The 19,006-nt window shown below is 38.6% G+C and carries 8 protein-coding genes; all 8 read right to left on the bottom strand.

What is annotated here, in order from left to right:
* Positions 1–62: 62 nt before the first annotated feature.
* The 8 genes from RIV7116_RS25180 to RIV7116_RS25145 all read right to left on the bottom strand — a co-directional run bounded on the left by RIV7116_RS25180 (position 63) and on the right by RIV7116_RS25145 (position 18,999).
* The gene (locus tag RIV7116_RS25180; protein ID WP_015121152.1) at positions 63–4,028 is read right to left on the bottom strand and encodes a DUF6519 domain-containing protein; all 3,966 of its coding nucleotides are present in this window, start codon (positions 4,026–4,028) and stop codon (positions 63–65) included.
* 11 nt (positions 4,029–4,039) lie between these two features.
* Entirely contained in the window at positions 4,040–8,203 is a 4,164-nt protein-coding gene (locus RIV7116_RS25175) for a hypothetical protein (protein ID WP_015121151.1), read from the bottom strand.
* Positions 8,204–8,430: 227 nt separating this feature from the next.
* Positions 8,431–13,377 (bottom strand): putative baseplate assembly protein, encoded by a 4,947-nt coding sequence (locus RIV7116_RS25170; protein WP_015121150.1) that lies wholly within the window; start codon positions 13,375–13,377, stop codon positions 8,431–8,433.
* Positions 13,378–13,543: 166 nt separating this feature from the next.
* Positions 13,544–16,051 carry a putative baseplate assembly protein gene (locus RIV7116_RS25165; protein ID WP_015121149.1) on the bottom strand — a complete coding sequence of 836 codons (2,508 nt, stop codon included), beginning with the start codon at positions 16,049–16,051 and terminating at the stop codon, positions 13,544–13,546.
* A 185-nt stretch (positions 16,052–16,236) separates the two neighbouring features.
* Positions 16,237–16,596 carry a GPW/gp25 family protein gene (locus tag RIV7116_RS25160; protein WP_015121148.1) on the bottom strand — a complete coding sequence of 120 codons (360 nt, stop codon included), beginning with the start codon at positions 16,594–16,596 and terminating at the stop codon, positions 16,237–16,239.
* A gap of 146 nt (positions 16,597–16,742) precedes the next feature.
* A complete protein-coding gene (locus RIV7116_RS25155; RefSeq protein WP_015121147.1) occupies positions 16,743–17,066 on the bottom strand; it encodes a hypothetical protein in 324 nt (107 codons plus the stop codon).
* Positions 17,066–17,866 carry a phage baseplate assembly protein V gene (locus RIV7116_RS25150; protein WP_015121146.1) on the bottom strand — a complete coding sequence of 267 codons (801 nt, stop codon included), beginning with the start codon at positions 17,864–17,866 and terminating at the stop codon, positions 17,066–17,068. Before RIV7116_RS25150 ends, RIV7116_RS25155 begins: the two co-directional genes overlap by 1 nt.
* A complete protein-coding gene (locus RIV7116_RS25145) occupies positions 17,863–18,999 on the bottom strand; it encodes a phage late control D family protein (RefSeq protein WP_015121145.1) in 1,137 nt (378 codons plus the stop codon). Before RIV7116_RS25145 ends, RIV7116_RS25150 begins: the two co-directional genes overlap by 4 nt.
* Positions 19,000–19,006: the final 7 nt, after the last annotated feature.

The raw sequence follows: 19,006 nt of genomic DNA, 5'->3' as shown, positions 1-19,006 counted from the left end.
CAATTGAAAAAAATAAATGAACCTGCAAATAGTGTCTAGATTATATTTTGGACGAGTCTAACTTACCAAAATAATTTATTATTTTTTTCTTCTAATTTATTTACTCTTTTTCGTAAGTTAGCAATTTCTTGCTGCTGATTGGCAATGACGCGATTCAAAGCAGAATTTGTATGAATATGTTCTTTTAATACATTGGTTAATATTGCGATAATCCCCGTGGAATTAAGCATTGTTTTGTCAGGAGAAGTAAAAATTTCCGGAGATTTTTCGGCAATAAATCCAGCGTGAATTCTTTTAGTTTCATCTGTTATATAACTGTATTTAACAGGCTTTAAATCTTCTAATATTTGCAAACTTTCTGGAATGGAAAGCTCGGTAATATTATCTTTATACTGCTGTGAAGAGCGCTGCATCATTTGGTTATAGACAATGGTATCTGTTAACAAAGTATCATTAATATAAGCGTTGCCCTTAACGTAAAGTTGTGATGTTCTAGCTTCGTTGTTTCGAGGTATAGTACCACCAATACTGACCTTTCCTTCAACTAAAAGACCGTTTTCTGGTGCAGCTTTACTATCGATATAAGATTCACCAATGGTAGTACTTCCCGCAATTCCCATAAGAGTCTTTGCATTCGGCTTTTGCTGGGTACCGATACTAACTTGATTGTTTTTAGTAGTTGCTAAGAAAGCATTTTTACTAATGTTTAATTCAGCAATGGATAATTGGGTTGATTCTGCAAATTCTACATTATCTGTAATGCTTAAATCTTTTGTATAAAGCGTGCCGTTTATATAAGCATCGCCTTCAGTATAGATTTGAGCGTCTTCGGCTTGTTGATTATTTCGGGGTATCGTACCGCCAATACTAACTTTTCCTTCAACTAAAAGCCCATTTTCTGGTGCAGCTTTACTATTTATATAAGATTCACCAATGGTGGTACTTCCTGCAATTCCCATAAGAGTTTTTGTATTTGGCTTCCGCTGGCTACCAATACTAACTTGACTATTTCTAGTAGTTGCTAAAAAGGAATTTTTTCTAACTTTTAATTCAGCGATAGATAATTGGGTTGATTCTACAAATTCGATATTGTCTATAACGCTTAAATCTTTTGTATAAAGCGTGCCGTTTATATAAGCATCACCTTCATTATAGAATTGAGCATCTTCCGCTGGTTGATTATCTTTTGGTGTATCGCCAATATTAACTTTCCCTTCAACCAAAAGACCATTTTCTGGTGCAGCTTTACTATTTATATAAGATGAACCAATGGTAGTATTTCCTGCTATTCCGAGGAAGGTATTATTATGTATTTGTTGAGTTCCGATACCAACTTTACCTGATGCAGTTGCTAAGAAAGCACTTTTACTAACTTCTAATTCAGCAATGGATAATTGGGTTGATTCTCCAAGTTCTATATTCCCCGTGACAGATAAATCAGTTGTATAAAGTTTGTTGCTTATATAAGCGTCACCTTGAGTATAAAGTTGAGCATTTTCGGCTGGTTGATTATTTTTTGGCGTATCGCCAATATTGACTTTGCCTTCAACTAAAAGTCCATTTTCTGGTGCTGCGCGATCGCCTATGTATGAGGAGCCAATGATAGTATTACCGGCAACTTCTAACAGCGTATTTTCGCTTACTTGTTGGAGATTGCCAATAGTAACTTTACCAGATGTTGTTGCTAATAATGTATTTTTACTAACTTTAAGTTCACCATCAGATATTTTAGTTAATTCCCCAATCACTAAGCCACCTTTGGAAATCGCCACGGGATTATATAAGGCAATACCGGGATATTCTGCATCGGGATTTATATTTAACCAATCTTGATTTTGAGTATCAATAATTTTAAAGTTATTGGTATTTTTAATACTATCCCCGGTAATCTTGACATCACCGTTTACTTCTAATTTTGCAGAGGTGGGATTTGGGCTACCAATACCGACATTTCCTTCAACAATTAAGCCGTTATCTGGTGCGTTAGCAATTTCGGTGTAGTTAGTAGAGCCGATGGCAACGTTACCCAATACACTTAAATCGCTCTTAGGTAAAATTGTATTGATACCAACTTTATCTTTAATTGCTAGAGCGGCTTTTTGTCCTGTTTTGTTATAACCGATAGCAACTTTTCCTTTAATATCATCTTTATCAAGAATGACTAATGCTTGTTGGGGTTCTTTTGTACCGATACCAACTTTACCGTTAATTGCTAAAGCAGTAGTTTTTGGTATATTAAAATAACCAATACCAACGTTCTCTTTAATTGCTAAAGCGGCAGTTTGTTCTGTATCGTTAAAACCAATTGCGACTCTACCTTTAATATCATCTTTATCAAGAATAACTAGTCTTTGTTGGGGTTCTTTTGTTCCGATACCAACTTTACCGGGAATATATTGATTATCTTGATTAGATTTACCAGTAATATAAAGATTATCTTGAATTTCCAAAGCACCTGTCATGATATCGCCTGTTTTATCCAAGCAATTAGATAGGGATGGAAAGGTTTCTCGTAAGTCTTCTACGAGATTTAATTGGTTGTTTTGATAAGATAATAAAGCTAAAGCAGAATAGTGATGTTCGATTCCTTCCGGTGGTTGCGGTATGGGTTTATCTGAACTATCAAAAGTCCACTGAATATGATGCTTATTAACTTTAACTGCGCGGGTTGGAATTAACCAGTAGTCGCCAGTTTTAAAGGAATCGCCTTCAAACTCTAGCTGAATGCCGTTTTCTAAAACAACCTTCCGATCGGAAGATTTTAGAGGAATTGCGTCTTGATTATTGCTATGATTACTATCCCAACTGCGAATTTTTAGATTGTGCCCTTGGGGAAAAGTTGACGAATCACTAGAGTCATTAACTATTGTGGCTGGGTTATAAAATAATTTGTTTTGCGATATATTTCTTAACTGTACCAGGGTTCCCGGTTCACCTTGCAATTCTCGAACATCATTGGTAATTTCTACCCATTGCTCGGATTTAAAGGAATCGGAAATATCGCGACTAAAATTGCTTACTTCTATATAATCTGATTTAATTTCTTTAATTGGGAATACTATAGCACCATTATTTCGAGACCATTTAAAGGTTACTTCTGCTGAATTATCTTGTTCTTGATTACCTTTATGAATCTCTACGCGGTACAGTTGATTTTTCCAGCCTCCTTCACCACCGGAGGCATTTGTATCATCAACGTTGAGGTAGACATTACGTTTTTTTAATGCTTCCCATTTAGTTGAAGTATGCAAATTATGTTTGGAGATATGATTATTTTCCAACTCTAATAATTTTACCTGCCAAACTGTTTTTGTACGAGTGGCTGTATCTGAACCCTGTAGCGCTATTTCCCGAATGTCTTTATCTTCTATTGCACTAATGTTTCTTTGCCAAACATCTAGGTAAGCAAGATAATTTTTTCCTTCTACGAAAGTTTTGCTATTGTCTTTACTATCGATTTGTATTTCTTGGGGGTAATCTGGTTGATTATTATAAGTAGTTAACCGACGCAGTTGTTTTATATCACCATCAATATTTTCTGTATTTCTAAAAGTTAGTAGTTGATTTTTTTTATCAACTTCTTGAATTTGCAACTGTTTTTTACTAAGTTGATTATTATTATTTTTATCTATTAATTCAACTTCCAGCCACTCTCCTTTTTCTAAAATACGATTATCTATATATATACTTTTTAATTCAATTTGTTTTTGGTTACTTTGAATATTAACTCTTTCTGTAACATCAAATAAATTCCCTTCTAATTCACAAAGAATACCATCAACATAAATATGTCCGGGAGTAATTAATAAATCCGTGCTGTTATCAATTATTTGTATTTCAAACCCACCACTAGTTTTTGCAACACCGGAATTACCAATCATATCTTGGGCTATAGACTGGTTAAAATAAGCGTGGATATTTGCTTGTTCGTTCCAATCGGCATCTAACTGCACCCGCCCCTGCTGCATTAACACGCTGGTGTAATGTTTCTCTGGTTTAAATGTAAACCTGGTGAAATCTCCTTTCATAACTTACTCCTTTATGTCTCGTAAAAAATGCCTACTTTCAAACCGAATCGCAAGTACTCTTTTAGACTAGCTTCTAAATTTGCTTGACGTTGCGGTTGCTTTAAATAACTAAATACTCCCATTTCGGAACCGTCTTCTGCACCGGTACGAATTTCTACAGCGCAATTTTGACTTAGTTGAGCGTAGGCAGGGTTGCCATATTGTTTAGAAGTAAATCTAGGCTGTATTTTTGATAAAACCCGCAGCTTATCTTCGACATTTACCAAGCCGCTATTAAGCGATTTCCATGTTTGCATATCGTCGGATAAGCAGAGGATATTACCCGCAGTTGTCCCCACAAAAATAGCGCGATCGCTATTATTTCTTTCTTCTCCCCCTGCTCCCTGCTCCCTGCTCCCTGCTTCCTCAACTGAGGGAATAATAACCAAATCGCTGACATCCGTATCGCTCAAACCAGCGTTAACCTGTTGCCAAGTTTCTCCACTATTAACAGAATAAAAAATACTCCCACCAACTGTTCCTACTACTAAAAATTTCTCGTAGGAATAAATTGTTTCTGCTGGTAATTCGGGACAAAATGATTCGTCAACGATAATTTCTGTGGTAGATACAACTTTTGTTACGGTGCGAGTTTGTCCGGTTGCGGTTATACTTCTACCAAGAAAATCCGCTGTAAAATTGGTGTTTTCTCCATTTAATTTATTACCCTCGCTGCTTACAGTACCATCACACCTTTGACCGCTTGCCGCCATAACTGTAATATAAGAATTGCTTAAACCATCATTTACCGCAGTCCAAATATTACTGTATTCATCAAAACGAAATACTCCTCCCCCTGATGTACCGGCGAATAACTGTCTGGTGACATCTATTGTTAAAGCTGTAATTTCCAAGTTTTCTAAACCAAAACTGATAGCCAACCACCCTTCACCGGGATCGCGAGTACGAAAAATACCTCCATAAGTTCCTGCATAGATATAACCATCTTCACCCGCTATTAATGATGTGACATTAAGATTTGTGATGCCAACATTGACGGCAGTCCATTTTTCTGGTTCTTCTGGTTTATCTGGTTCTTTTAAGAACCCAAAAACACCACCTCTAGCAGTTGCAGCAAAGATAGTTGATTCATGCACTGCGAAAGCGGTAATATCTGTGTTTAAAATTAAATTACTTATGCTAAATCCAACATTATCTAAACTTGGCTCGAAGGGAGTATTAACACAGAAGAAATAATTGGAATCAATTTGAGTGACAATTCTTTTTTGTCCGTTAGCGGTAATAATATCGCCAATTTTCAATTCTTGGATAAAATTAGTTTTATTTCCTTTTACGATTCTTCCAGCGCTAGAAATTGTACCCGTTGCTTTTTTGGGTTCTATTTCTTCTTTGTGATTAATACTTTCCCAGGAATTACCATTATCTTGACTGCGGAAAACATCACCGCCAATTGTGCCAGCATAGATTTCTTGTTCCTGATAAAATAAAGTCGTGATATTGAAATTATCTAAACCTTTATTTATCGGCTGCCATTGATTTTGATTATCTTGATTAATTTGATAAGAAAATAAACCCTTACCAGAAGTACCGGAAATTAATTGATGATGAGAAGAATCAATTTTATTTATTGTTAAACAAGTAATAGCAGATGGTAATTTACTAATATCAAACTCTTCAGCTAAAGCTTTATCCGGCTGACATAAATAACGGCGGGGAGTTTGGGAGCCATCGGGAAGATAACAGAAACGCATACAGCCGATTTGCTTGCGTAAAGTTGTGACTCTACCAGTAAAAATGCTATCGCTGGCTTCTAAGCTACGTACTTTAGTTGTGCCAAAAACAGTACTTGATTGCAACTGCTCTACAGCAGTACCTGAAGCATCAATGGCAACTAATTTTTCTATATCGGCAGTTGTATCTGCACCCAAATTATTATCAATAATGCTTTCTTCTATCAACAAAGTGGGAACAGTTTCAGCTAAATGTAGGGCACCGCAAATACTCCGATAGATGCTGATAGTTAATCGCGAATTATCCAATTGATAATTCAGACTATCTTTCATACCCGGTTGCAAACAACCATCGGCAACGGGATATTCATCCACACATCGCCATTGAATCAACTCGCGAAACTGGGAAAATACCAATTGTGCTTGCTTAATCGCTATTTTCAGCAATATATTAAAACTTTTACCTGGCGTACCCTTCCCGATTAAACTGCGAATTGCATTAATAAAATAGATAGCGATCGCAATTAATGTCCAACTATCATCTGAGATTTCGTTGTTATCATCATCTTCTACAACTTCCCAAGTTGCAACCCTCAACCCGCCTTCTTTTGGAACTAAAGTACAGTGATTTATATGCAAACTTCTCAAGCTTCCCGGTAATACCGTCAGCTTTCCTTCTATTAATAAACCTTCTAAAATAAACTCACCGGGATTGTTAATATTTTTAGTATTATTACCAAAAGGAGTTATCCCCTGTACGTACAAATTACCTAATAAATGGGGACGAAAACCATCGGCAGCCATAAATTTCAAAGTTTTATCTGCCGGAATCACAATAGTTAAATCGCCAAAATAAGTTTTATTATCCGGAATCGAAATTACCGACTCCGTTTTCTCAAAAACTTCCTTTAAAGCAACACCCAAACATAACCACCCATCCCCGGCACCATGATTAACCACACGTAAATCTGGTAAACCCAAACCAGGTTGATGAGTAATAAATAAAATTAAAGATTCTCCAGCAAAAGCGCTCACATCCAATTGACAATCATTTTCCAAACAAATAGGATTGTCATTTTCATCCCTAACCATCCCAGCTTTAACAGTTATCACGCCATCATCAGACACAATAACCTGCAACTTCTCATCATCTCTTCCCTCTGCTTCCCTGCGGTTATTTAATCCATAATCTTGCAAAGAAACAGAATCACCAACAAAAATTTCCCCAAGTGCAACACCATTACCCTGCTGCAAACACTTCCAAACTTCTACAGAAGCATTCCAATTCTGAATTACCCTACCCAAACTTTCTTGGTAAATCTCCCTTTCCCAAACACAACTTTCCTGCGATAAATTTCTTTGGTAAGAGCCACCACCAATATCCCCACTAAAACCGTAAAAATAACTCACCTCCACTTCACTAGGTAACTGCGAAGGAGGAAAAGCCAATCTTCCGGATTCTGGATCGATTGCTACCCTTATATTAGAATCAAAATCATTCCATTTTACCGACATCCAATCATTATTATCCTCTACCTTCAATGGAGCAATCAAAATTTCTTTCGGAGGAATTGATGATTCTTCCCCATCGACAAAAACTTCTAATACCGGAGTCGCATCAAAATAACCAATATTATTGCTGGATTCTTTTTTATTTAATAAATTCTCTATCTCCTTCTTCAAAGGTGGAATACGCAACTTTGCTGGAACATTTATTTCTTCAGCTAGATGCAAAATATCCGTTTCAGTTTGCGGCTGGTTAAATAAAGGAAAGTCTTCTAAACCAAGACAACTAAAATAATAACGCCCATCAACTTCACCACCTTCAACCATCCTTGCCGTAGCTTTCTCCATTGGATAGCTTTGCAACCGCCAAATATATAAACCAATATTGGGTATATTGTGAAATCCCCTACCTTCTAAGGCATCACCAATATTGATACTGTAGGAAACCTGTTGCTCGAAGGGAGTACCCAAAAATTCCGGTTGCCCAGACTGATTTAAATTAACTGTCGTATTATTAGGGCGTAGATGGTTTAAATTCTGAGTAGTAGCCAAACGCTGAAAAAATTCTACCGCTCTTGCTCGCCAATCGGTAACATCTCGCGTTAACTGCTCTAATACAGGAGCAGTACCCTTACGTCTTCTATAAGCAATGGTGTTAGCAACATAAGCTCGTCGCTGCTGCTGACCATAATTAATACTATTTTGTGCGTATAATTCCTGAGCGTCTAAAAGGTCGCCAATATAAGGTACTACCCATTCATCGCAAGTTTCAATAAACCAGTTTTCATAGAGATTGTCTATGTCATCCTCCAAAACTTGCATTTCCCGAGCAGCGATCGCCAACAACGCTCTCAACGGCTGCCCTTGAGCTTCGTCTCGAATCCGGTAAATAGCTGGAAGTAAATTATACAATCTTTCTACTGATGAATGCTGGTTCATAATATCGGTAGGTAGTCAACATGAAAAACCTCACCCCTTCCCCTCTCCTTGTTAAGGAGAGGTGTGTCTTAGAGGAGAATTTAAGCTTGATTTATATCGCAGTTTTCTGTTGGGTACAATACAGCGATTCTCTTGACTTTTCCCTTCTCCTTTATAAGGAGAGGGGTGCCCGGAGGGCTGGGTGAGGTAATAGTCTATTCTGCTCAACTGAAATTCGCTATATTTGTTCATATCGTAGTTAATTTAATATCTTGAGGATTTATCAATAACAACTGGGCTGGTTTAGCAATATCATTTTCTTCATCCCAGCGAGCTAAATCAGCTTTCAAAGATTGCTGCAAGCCTTTACTACTACCTAATTTATATAAAGCATCCAAATCCACAGCTACTATTCCCTCAATTTGTTGAATGGTAGCAATTACCTCCGCAGCCGTGACATCTTGCCCAAAGTTGCGATTGCTAAAGGTAAATTTAGCCTTTAAAGATGCAGTCACATTTTCAATTAGTAATTCTTGCTGATAGCGGGGATTAAACTGCAATTTTGCTTCAACGTTAAACAATTGCAGCTCGTAGGAATCCACCTCTACAAACTGAATGGGGTCGCGATTATTATCAATTGCTGCAACTAATTGTTGATAAAGATTACTATCTGTATCTACCTGGGAACCATCCGCAGCAGCGACAGTAATATGTACTAATTGACTTTGCCCATTCCATAAAGGAACAGCTTGAGCTTTACCGATACCCGCAAAAGCGCGAGAAAAGTCTTCAAAATCTTGTATAGAAACAATTCTATCCAAAGTACGCACTTGGGATGGTGCTTTCTCTCTGGCTTCATCTCGACTTTCCGGAGGTGCAGCACCAGAAGCAGATAAAGGATTTATCACCTCAAGAATACCCAAAGGTTTATCTTTTAGTTGAGTCAGACTTTCGGGAGCAACTTGCCCCTCTAAACCGATACCGCTGCGATATGTAGCGCTAACATTTTCTTCCCCAGTAGGCAAACGAGCGCCATTTTCACCATCTCCAAAGGTAATTACCGGAGTATTATCGTCAGTTAAACGGATAATATAACCTTGGAGATGAGTATCTTTTTCATATAAAGTATCAACCTCTTCCCAAAGTACATCGTTAACTCTCACCTCCAAAGTACTTTTAGCACCGCTGGCTGTAGGTGCAGGTACATATGTAAGCGGCGGCTGTTTGAGGATAAAGCTTTGATTGGGTATAGTACCGTCACCGTTTCCCATAACTTCAACAACGGTTTCACCGTGGGTAGCCATTACTACGTTAGCGTAAATCGTCACTGTTTCTGGATCGTAAGCGTATTTTAAAGGTTTTTTTAAGACTATGACGGGATTTTGCTGCTCTGTGGGTGGTTTTTTGATAGTACAAACTTCACTGACAATACCATCTTCTTCCGTGGCAGGCTGTAAGAAAAGTTCTTTATCGGTGATGGTTTCAATATTGCCTACAAAACCATTGATATCTCTCACCAACCATTTAAGATATTTTTCTTTTACTGGCGGCGATATCACCCAAAGCAAATCGCTCTTATTTAAAGGAACAGTATAAAAACCATCTTGTGAAATTAAAATTCCATTGCCGCCAGCAATTATATTGTCTTTATTATCGTTAGAAGAAATAGCGATCGCCTTGATATCGGTATTGGTTAAATTATCGTTAATTGCTTGCCAAGAATCGCCATTATCAACGGAATGAAAAATTCCCTTACTAGCAGTACCTAAAAATATTTCATTGCTAGAATTCTTTACTAAAGTACGAATTTCTAAATCTTGGAGATTTGTATTAACCTGCTGCCATCTTTTACCGTTATCTTGGGAACGAAAAACACCGCTACCACCGGTACCAGCAAACAAAATTGTTTCTTGCTCTTGAGGTAGAATCAACAGCGAAGTGATATTGAGATTAGTTAAACCCGTATTAATCGTAAAAGCAGTTCTTTCGGCTAAATCGGGACGAAAAGCGGTATCAACTGTAATAATTTGGGTTTCATTATTAATAGATACAATAGTCCGAGTTTGTCCCCCAGCATTAATAATATCCCCTACCTGCAACTGTTGGGAATTCAACCCTGCACCTTTAACCGTAATATTATCGCTGGAAATCGTACCCGTACCTCTTTCAATATTTGTTAACTGCTGCCAACTATTACCTTGATTATCAGAATGGAAAATACCTTTTTGAAAAGTGCCAGCAAATAATTCACCAGTTTCTGTGTTAACAACCAAAGTTTGCACATCGGCATTAGTTAAACCAGTAGAATTCCAACTCTCACCGTTATTCCGAGAAACAAAAACCCCACCGTCAAAAGTTCCAGCGAAAATCGAAATAGTTTCACCTTCCTGATAACTTACCAAGGTTTGCACATTTTTATGTACCAATCCTTGATTCCTTGCTTCCCATCCGCTATCGGAATAGTAAAAAATTCCGCTGGGAGTACCCGCAAAAAGTTCTTTAGTCTGGGGAATACAAAGTGCTTGTATATCAGTATCTGATAAACCTTGATTTTTTAAAGGTTCCCAAATTGGATTATTAGTTTGATTTTTATCTAAATAACGAAAAACACCTTGACTGGTGCCGATATAATATTGATATTCATTTTCTGTTTCATCAACAGCTAAAGCTTGAATATTGGTACTAGTTAAACCTTGATTATGGCGCTGCCATTTATTTTCATCAGCATTCCAGACAAAAAAGCCGCCAATATCTTCAGCGATAGCTCGGATATGCTTACCGCTGACAATCAAAGTTTTATCTGACTGCAAATCCGGAATAAATTTACTCAGATAAATTTTATCTTTATTTATGGGGTCAAGAAAAATATTCTCCTGCTGCATCCTCACCGTTAAAACTTCCGGCGCTAAAGCTAAAGATTCGCTTTGAATTAATACTTGAGTATTCCGTCTACCAAAACCGCTTAAATCAACAGAATTATTAAAAGCAATTTGCGTAACTTCCGATGTTAAATTGAATTTACTAACAGAATCAGTAGATACCTTGTTTACTCGAACAGCTTGAAACAGATTTTCATTTAATAAAACAATCCAGCTATTTTCTAAAATTTTGGGATAAATGGTATTTAAATCAATTTCCGGTTGCGTAACTTCAAAATCCAACCACTCTGTTTCTTTAAACCCTGAAAATAAAGCACCGGCAAATATTTTATGATTAACAGCTAAAGAAGTAATATTAGTTTTAGTTAAACCTTGATTAATTTCTTGCCAAGAGTCGCCGTTATTTGTAGAAGTAAATATACCTTCATTAGTAGCGGCGAATAAATTTGTATCATCGCTATCTAGAGCATAAACTGTGATATTTTCTGGTAAGTCATTGTTAAAAGTTGTCCAAGTTTCTCCTTCATCTTCAGAACGATAAACACCATTATCCGTGCCAGCAAAAAGATAAGTTTTGTCTCCTAGTTGATAATTAATTAATGAAAAGACATTATCTGCGTCTTCCAACCTTTTTGACTGCCAGTTTTTTCCATAATCACTACTACGATAAATACCATTATCAGTGCCAGCAAAAATATCGCTTTCATCATTAGTCAAAGCACGAATTACTCTATCAGATAATCCATCCAATAAACCTTGTGGTATCCAATTTTTACCTGCATCTTGAGAGCGATAAACACCACTATCAGTTCCAGCAAATATATAATTTATTTCTCGGTTAGGAGTAGTAAAAGAGGTACCAGAAGCTAAATTACTAATAAAAGGACTATCTACTTGTAAAGAAACATCGGAATTAATCTCAGTTATTCTTCTACTTTCATTCCCTACTGTGATGGTATCATCAACATTAAATTCTCTAGTAAATTCTGTACCCTCACCGCTGACATTATTACCTTCACTTTCAATTGTCCCCGTACCTGAATTTGTTGTGGTTGAATAAGTTAATAACGAACGCACAACGGTATTAGGAATAGCTGTATTTACAGACTGCCAATTATTATCCCCTTTACCTTGTACCTGCACGTTTCCCGTATGAATCGGAACCCAATTATCACCATTATCCTTAGAGCGGAAAACACCACCTCCCGGAGTACCAACAAATATATATCCTTTCCCAGGTTGAATATAAAGCGCTTGAATATTTAAGTTAGTCAAACCAGCATTAACTGCTTCCCAATTTTTACCATCCTGCCAGCGAAATATTCCCCTATCTGGAGTACCCGCAAACAAGTTTTTACTAGATGCAGCGAGACAAAGAATATCTGTATTTGCTAAATTATCATTTACAGAAATCCAATTACTGCCATTATCCTCGCTACAAAAAACACCCCCAGCTAACGTACCACCAGCAGCCTTTTTAATTTCATCAGGCATATCTTCCCAATTGGGAGCATTTTTACCAAATAACGATGCCGAATTGCGGAAAGCGAAAATTTCAGGATTGCGAAGTCTACTTTTAATAGCCTGCGGTAATTGTTTCTCCCAACTAATTAACGTGTAATTATTATCTGCCGATAATTCTACAGCAGTCAGATTAAGTAAATAAGTTTCAATATCTTGTTCTTGATTGCCAACTAATAAAACCCAATCTCCCGGTTGCAGTTGGGTACTAGTTCCTTCTAAATAAATTTGATTAATATTTTCAGCAATTACCTGCGGTTTACTTAACCTAGGCTGGATACTATTCCAGTCGAGATGCGTCAGAATTTCGGCACTAGTTTCAAAAGTTTGGGGTACTTCATCATCTGTCGTTGGAATACTCATCACCGGAGTTCCCTGGGGAACAATGGCTTGAGTAACGCTTTCAATAGCATCATCCACAGTAAATGCCAGATAAGTACTAGCAGCTACACCCGGACTTAGCTCGTAGCCAATAGTACGCGCCAACTGCAACACCGAAAATCGTTCTGTCGCAGTGCGTATATAACCTTCATTAGCAATCCGCTCTTGGTAAAACGTCAGCACATCGGCAACTACAGCCCAAGCATCAAGAAGCGCGATCGCCGGATCTTCATTGGAACGAGTTGTCAGTCTTGTCAGAGGTCTGCGTGTCGATGGAGTATCGCTTTGTACTATTTGGCTAGATAGTTGCGATATCAAACGCTGCCGAAAAGAATTATAGTCACCAACGCGGTAAACTATAGCTGGCAATCCAGGTCTGTTGTAAATTGGTTTTGGTGAATCTGAATTAGTCATGGTAATTGGTAATGGGTAATTGGTAATTGGTAATTATTTACTTGCTACTCACTACTCACTCTCAATTTAAAATCCAAAATTCTATAACTTTTAACTCCTAACTTTCTATCCCCAATACCTAATTCCCACTTATGGTATTAACTGCTCACTGCTCACTGTTCACTGCTCACCTTCCTCCTTTCATATTGAATACAATTTGTCCGTTTTCGGGGGCGTTAGGATTGTTGTCAACACGGGCTATTTCCAATCTATCAAAGGGAATTTGACCGTTTTCTAATTCCCGATTGGATGGTTGTTGCCAGCGTTGAAATTTTGTTAACTCAACGGAACTGACTCCGGGTATTTGCATGGCTGTAGTTACAACCTGACTCAGATATACTGGTTGCCCAAAGGTAAAATTATCAGGATGGAAGAAGCCTAATTTACCGTTGGATAATACCGAAGTACTGAAAGTTTCTAAAAGCGCTGTTTTGACGCTGCTACGGAAATAATCGGGTAATAAATGCACCGTCATCGCTATATCTAAAGGAATATAGCGGGGACCTTCAATTTCTAAATCGTGTGCGGCGAGACGAAAGCTTTCCAAGAAATTACGCAAATTATCCTTGAAAGTTTCATCCTCATTTACTGGTAGCCCTTGTTCTCGGTCTACAGTTATAAAAATGGTATACCAACTTCCCGTCCAGCGGCGGTTAGCTATTGCTTTCTTAACACCCTTGTAAAGTTGTGCAACGTTAGCGTAGTCGGATGCAGTGACGGCGCGTTGCTGGGTACGAAATGCTTGGGGTGCATCCAAACGGGCTTTTTCAATAGCCTCTGGTTCGGTACCGCCTTGGGCTGGTAAGGGATTGTATACCTTGGTAATACCATCAATATCGGTAACTACATGGCTGATAGTATCGGCACCAACGTTACCTAATTTACCATTGCCAATTCTGTAAATTGCCTGAAAGCTGGTTCCCGGTGTCGGTCTTTTTCCTAACTGGTTATCCCCGAAACGCAGGTAGGTACGTCCATCGTCTTCGGTTTCTACAACAAATTCTCGTGAAAATCTATCGCTATTAAGTAAATCTTGCTGAGAAAACCAGGGAATTTGTCGTTTTCCTAGTTCCCATATAGAAATACTCGGTTTCACATCGCGCATTTCCCAATTCATTGCCGATGTTGCAGAAGCTTCAGGGTTAAAAGTTACCCATAAATCGCGATTATCCCGGACGTATCCTTGTTGAGTCAAAGGACCAAATTGCAATAAAGGACGGTACTTACCCTGTTGGGGAACAGTACCCAAATCTGCATCATCACCTTCTACAGTTTGACCGCGATCCACTAAAACCACATTACCGCGAACTATACTAATATTTTCAATTTGCGCCCCTTTACTATCTAAATTAGAAATCCATAAATCAAAGGGTAAGGCATCTTCAACCGCCCATTCCACCAGCAATAATTTTCTATCATCGTTAAGAGCGTCTGTAGTTTCTGTCACCTTGGTTAACCGTACCGCATGACGATGAGTCAGATCGAAATCAAAGCAATCTCCATTTTGAGGATTTTTAACTTCTTCAAAAATTAGCACCCTACCTTCAAGCTGTTTGCAAAGTTGTGGCTTATCGCAAAAATCTAAAGTTGCTTTAGTTGCTCCCTTGGGTAATCGACATTGTTCGTTATCCCAGGTATAAAAATTAATCTTGTTAAGTTCAGCATATAAAGTAATATCGTGAAGCGGTTCAAAGACTTGCGGCTGTTGATTTAATAATTCTTCGTATTTTTCCGGCTTAATCCGCACGCCAATATCATCTTTTTCCCCTTGAATTTTAGCTAAATTGATTTTTGTTAAAAAACGAGTCTTGATTTTATTTTCTTGTAGTTTCAGGCTGTTAACGGCTGCCTGCAAAATACACCCATCAGCCTGAGATTTAGATTCTACCTCTAGTACAACCCAAGCACGAGCATTACAACCATCATGCATAAAATAGTCCAACATTCGCGCATGACGACGCACCGAAACCCGTTTGCGAGCCGTACCTAAATAAGCCTCCGTCGCCACAGCATCTTGATAATAGCTGAGATGATCTGCCCCGTAAGCTAAAATTTCTACAAGCAAAATACCAATATCCGAGGGATTGCGCTCTTGCCAATCCGGTACGGTAACTGCCAGCCTATCCAGCATCAAACGGCGAAAGCTAGCGTAATCCTTAGCAAGATAATCAATAAAAGGTGGAGGTGGTTGTTTCTCCGTTGGCGCATCCGGAGTTTTACAGTCAAACTCGCTTCTATCCTCAACCCAGAAAGAAAAATCTACCTGAGAAAGTTGAGAATCAAAACCTTTAGGAGCAGTTATACCATCAGAATCAACTAACTTTAGAGTATAAGTAGAAAAATCACTATTACCACTCACCCTTACAGTCAAAAGATTCTCAAACGAAGTTACAGACTCAACAACAATACTACGAACCCTTATGCCACCAGTAATTAAAATATTGTCTGCCGTTAAAGCATTGGAATTTGCAGGTACCGAATCTTCTTGAGCAACACCCGGAAGATTATGTAAAAAATATACAAGCAGTGTTTTCCTATCTGCTCCAACCTCTAAATAATCAATTCCGTTTAATATATTTTTACTGAGGACTTTAGCCCGTCTTAGTTGGTTTTTGCATAAGTATTGGGTACTCATAAGAGTTGGTTGTTAGTTGTTAGTGGTTGGTTATAGCGAATTTCGGTTGAACCTCCCCCCTCTTCTTAATAAGGAGAGGGGAAGGGGGTGAGGTTGAGTCTGTATTGCACCCAACTGAAATTTTGATGAACGCAGAGGAGTGCAAAGTTAAGCGCAGAGGGGCGCAGAGGTTTTTCTAGTACTTATCAAATTTCACGAGAAAATTCTTCCAATCGCTGTTCTTGAGTACGCTTCACAATATACTGAATAGTCACCGTTAACTTAGAATCTTGATTTTCCACCTCTACCGCTTCTAACTCAATTAAATCTCCCAACCATTGCTCCAAAGCACCCTGCACCAAAAACTGAGTTGCAGCAGCTAATTCACCACCATTAGGATCGAAAATCAACTGTTGTAAACCAGTGCCAAAATCTGGACGATTCACTCTCTCACCAGGAAAAGTAAACAACACCTGCTCAATCATCTGCCGAATATGCTGGTTATAATCCGGAGACGCTATCCTACCGCGATTATCAATCAAAAATGGATAATTAATCTGCTGCATTTTAGAAGTTAGTGGTTAGTTGTTAGTTATTAGTTGTTAGTGGTTAGTGGTTAGTGGTTAGTTATTAGGAGTACCAATTACCAATTACCCATTACCCATTACCAATTACCAATTACCAATTACCAATTACCCATTCCCAATTCCTTTCACATCGCCTTAACTCGTAGCTGCGTAAATACCACATTAGCTGGGGTTCCAGTAGGCACGCAAACAGACTTACTATCCTGCAACAATACGGGCATTCCCATTACCTTTACTCGTAAAGAAGCAGTAATCCAATTACAAACTATACAAGGTCCCACATTTACCGGTGGTGGTGGATTGGCACAACCAGCAACCATATAAGGAGGTCCGAAGGTGGTTACTGGTTGTCCCATGACTTTAACCCGAGGGTTGGGTACGGTTGGTTTTGCTTGTCCGCCGTGGGCGCAAAAAACGACGGAACCGACATTTAATAAAAAACCGGGCATTAAATCACCTCCAAGGCTCCGTTGTTAACATTGACGCTGACGGGGGAAAGTTTAACGCTAGCTGCACCCATGCTCATTTCGATTCCGGAAGGAGCAACTTTTGTGGTTGCGGGAGTGTCGCTGAGTTCAATCGCTGCCGGTGCGATTTTTACTTTGGCTGGATTATTGGCTAATTCAATTCCCGATGTAGTTAATTTTATAGTTGAGGGATTATCAATTAAATCGATGCTATTAGATGTCAGCTTGATTTCGACAGAATTTTCTTTAAGTTGAATATTATCTTTAGTAACAGTAATAGTAGAATTTTCCTGATTATTTGATTCAATAATATCTGCGGTTAATTTAACTACTGTCTCATCTTTATTATTAATTTCAATCCCATCGGCATTAAAAACCATTTTCAGCTTGCGCTTGACTACGGGTTTATCAACTTCAATGGTTAAGCCTTTATTACTGCCTAAATTACTAATCGTAACAGTAACGCCATCAGTCTTAAATACCTGTACTTTATCTGGTTCATCCACCTGGGCATTTTTTGGCAGTTCGTTTTCATTCCAGAAACAACCAGACCAAATCGGATAATCGGGGTCTCCTCCTTCAAATTCAACCCAAATATTTGTTCCTACAGGTGGAACAGTAAACCAACCAATATCCTTACCTGCATAAGGCGTACAGGGCATAGCCCAACTTTTGCGCCCTTCTCCCAACACTGCCGGAACCTCTATCTGCACCCTGCCTAAATGTAAGGGGTCTTTGCTACCGGTAACTTTACCGCGATACTTCCCCCAAAATTCCTTCATACTTTCACTCCTCGCACTGTTGTTCCCGTTCCTTCGCGAGTAATTGTAAAACTTTGCTTGTATTCGCCTTTGCGGATTTTATGAGTGACGCTTTTGACATAATACAAACCGTCGTAGCTGTAGCCCGCACCCCGTAACCCTACCTTTCCCCTGATTTCCAAAAGTCCCCCGTAGCGAACGCTGTCTAATTCCCCAGTCACAGTAACTACATCATCTACAGAGCGGTCAATCATAGCTTGGGCGCGAGAAATAGCCTGAGCCGTACTGCGTCCAGTCTCCCGGAACTGTTTCACCCTCACTTTAGTTTGAGATTTTACAGCCGATTTTTGAGCTAAAGAAGGGCGATCGCTACTTTTATCCTGCACTTTTTGAATGCGGTTATTTTTCCGATCTTGAACTTTACCGGCTACCGTAGTTGCTGCCAGAGCGTTGTTTTGAAAGTTAAGAGAATCAACATTGGTAAAAGAACCCATATTTACAGTTAGCGCCCTTTGAACTTTAGTCCCTTGTCGCGGCGGTCCCCAATAAGCGGTATTTTTAGTAGAAACTGGACCAGGTTCGACATAGAAAACATAAGCAAACCGTTCTGCTAGCTGCTTGATATATTCCAAGTCTGTACCTTGCTGTACGGGTACTCTTTCATTCTTTGTGGGACGTTCTTTTAAAGACGGTTTAACGACTTTAGCAACCATACCGTATTTAGAATACTTAGAAATCAGCATTCTAGAAATAGTTGCCTCATCTTGTTGGGGATGTTCCGCCGATTTTTCCTCCAAATCCATCATTACGCTGACATCTTCACCAGTAACAGTTAGGGTAGAACCCCGAGGTTCGTTGCTAGCTGCTAACTGCTGATTGGTAATAATCCCATCCAAGAGAATCTTGGGTTTGGCATTAAAAGACACAATTAGAATTACCCGATTAAAAGGTTTTAGTAAAGAATTCCGTAGTAATTTGTAATCTTTTTGGTCTTTAGCACCAGAGCGCCCCACCGCAAAAACAATCTGAAACCCAGAACGTCCCGTATCATTGTGAGTAACTTCTACACTATCAAGAGCCTCCATCAACTCCCTGGAAGCAGGCTGAGGATTATTAGAACCAATTTTCAGCGTCAGATTAATCCCTTTTGCCATAATATTT

Origin of the sequence: Rivularia sp. PCC 7116, from assembly GCF_000316665.1 — a bacterium.
Taxonomy (GTDB): Bacteria; Cyanobacteriota; Cyanobacteriia; order Cyanobacteriales; family Nostocaceae; genus Rivularia.
This window is presented reverse-complemented; position numbering and strand designations above follow the sequence as displayed.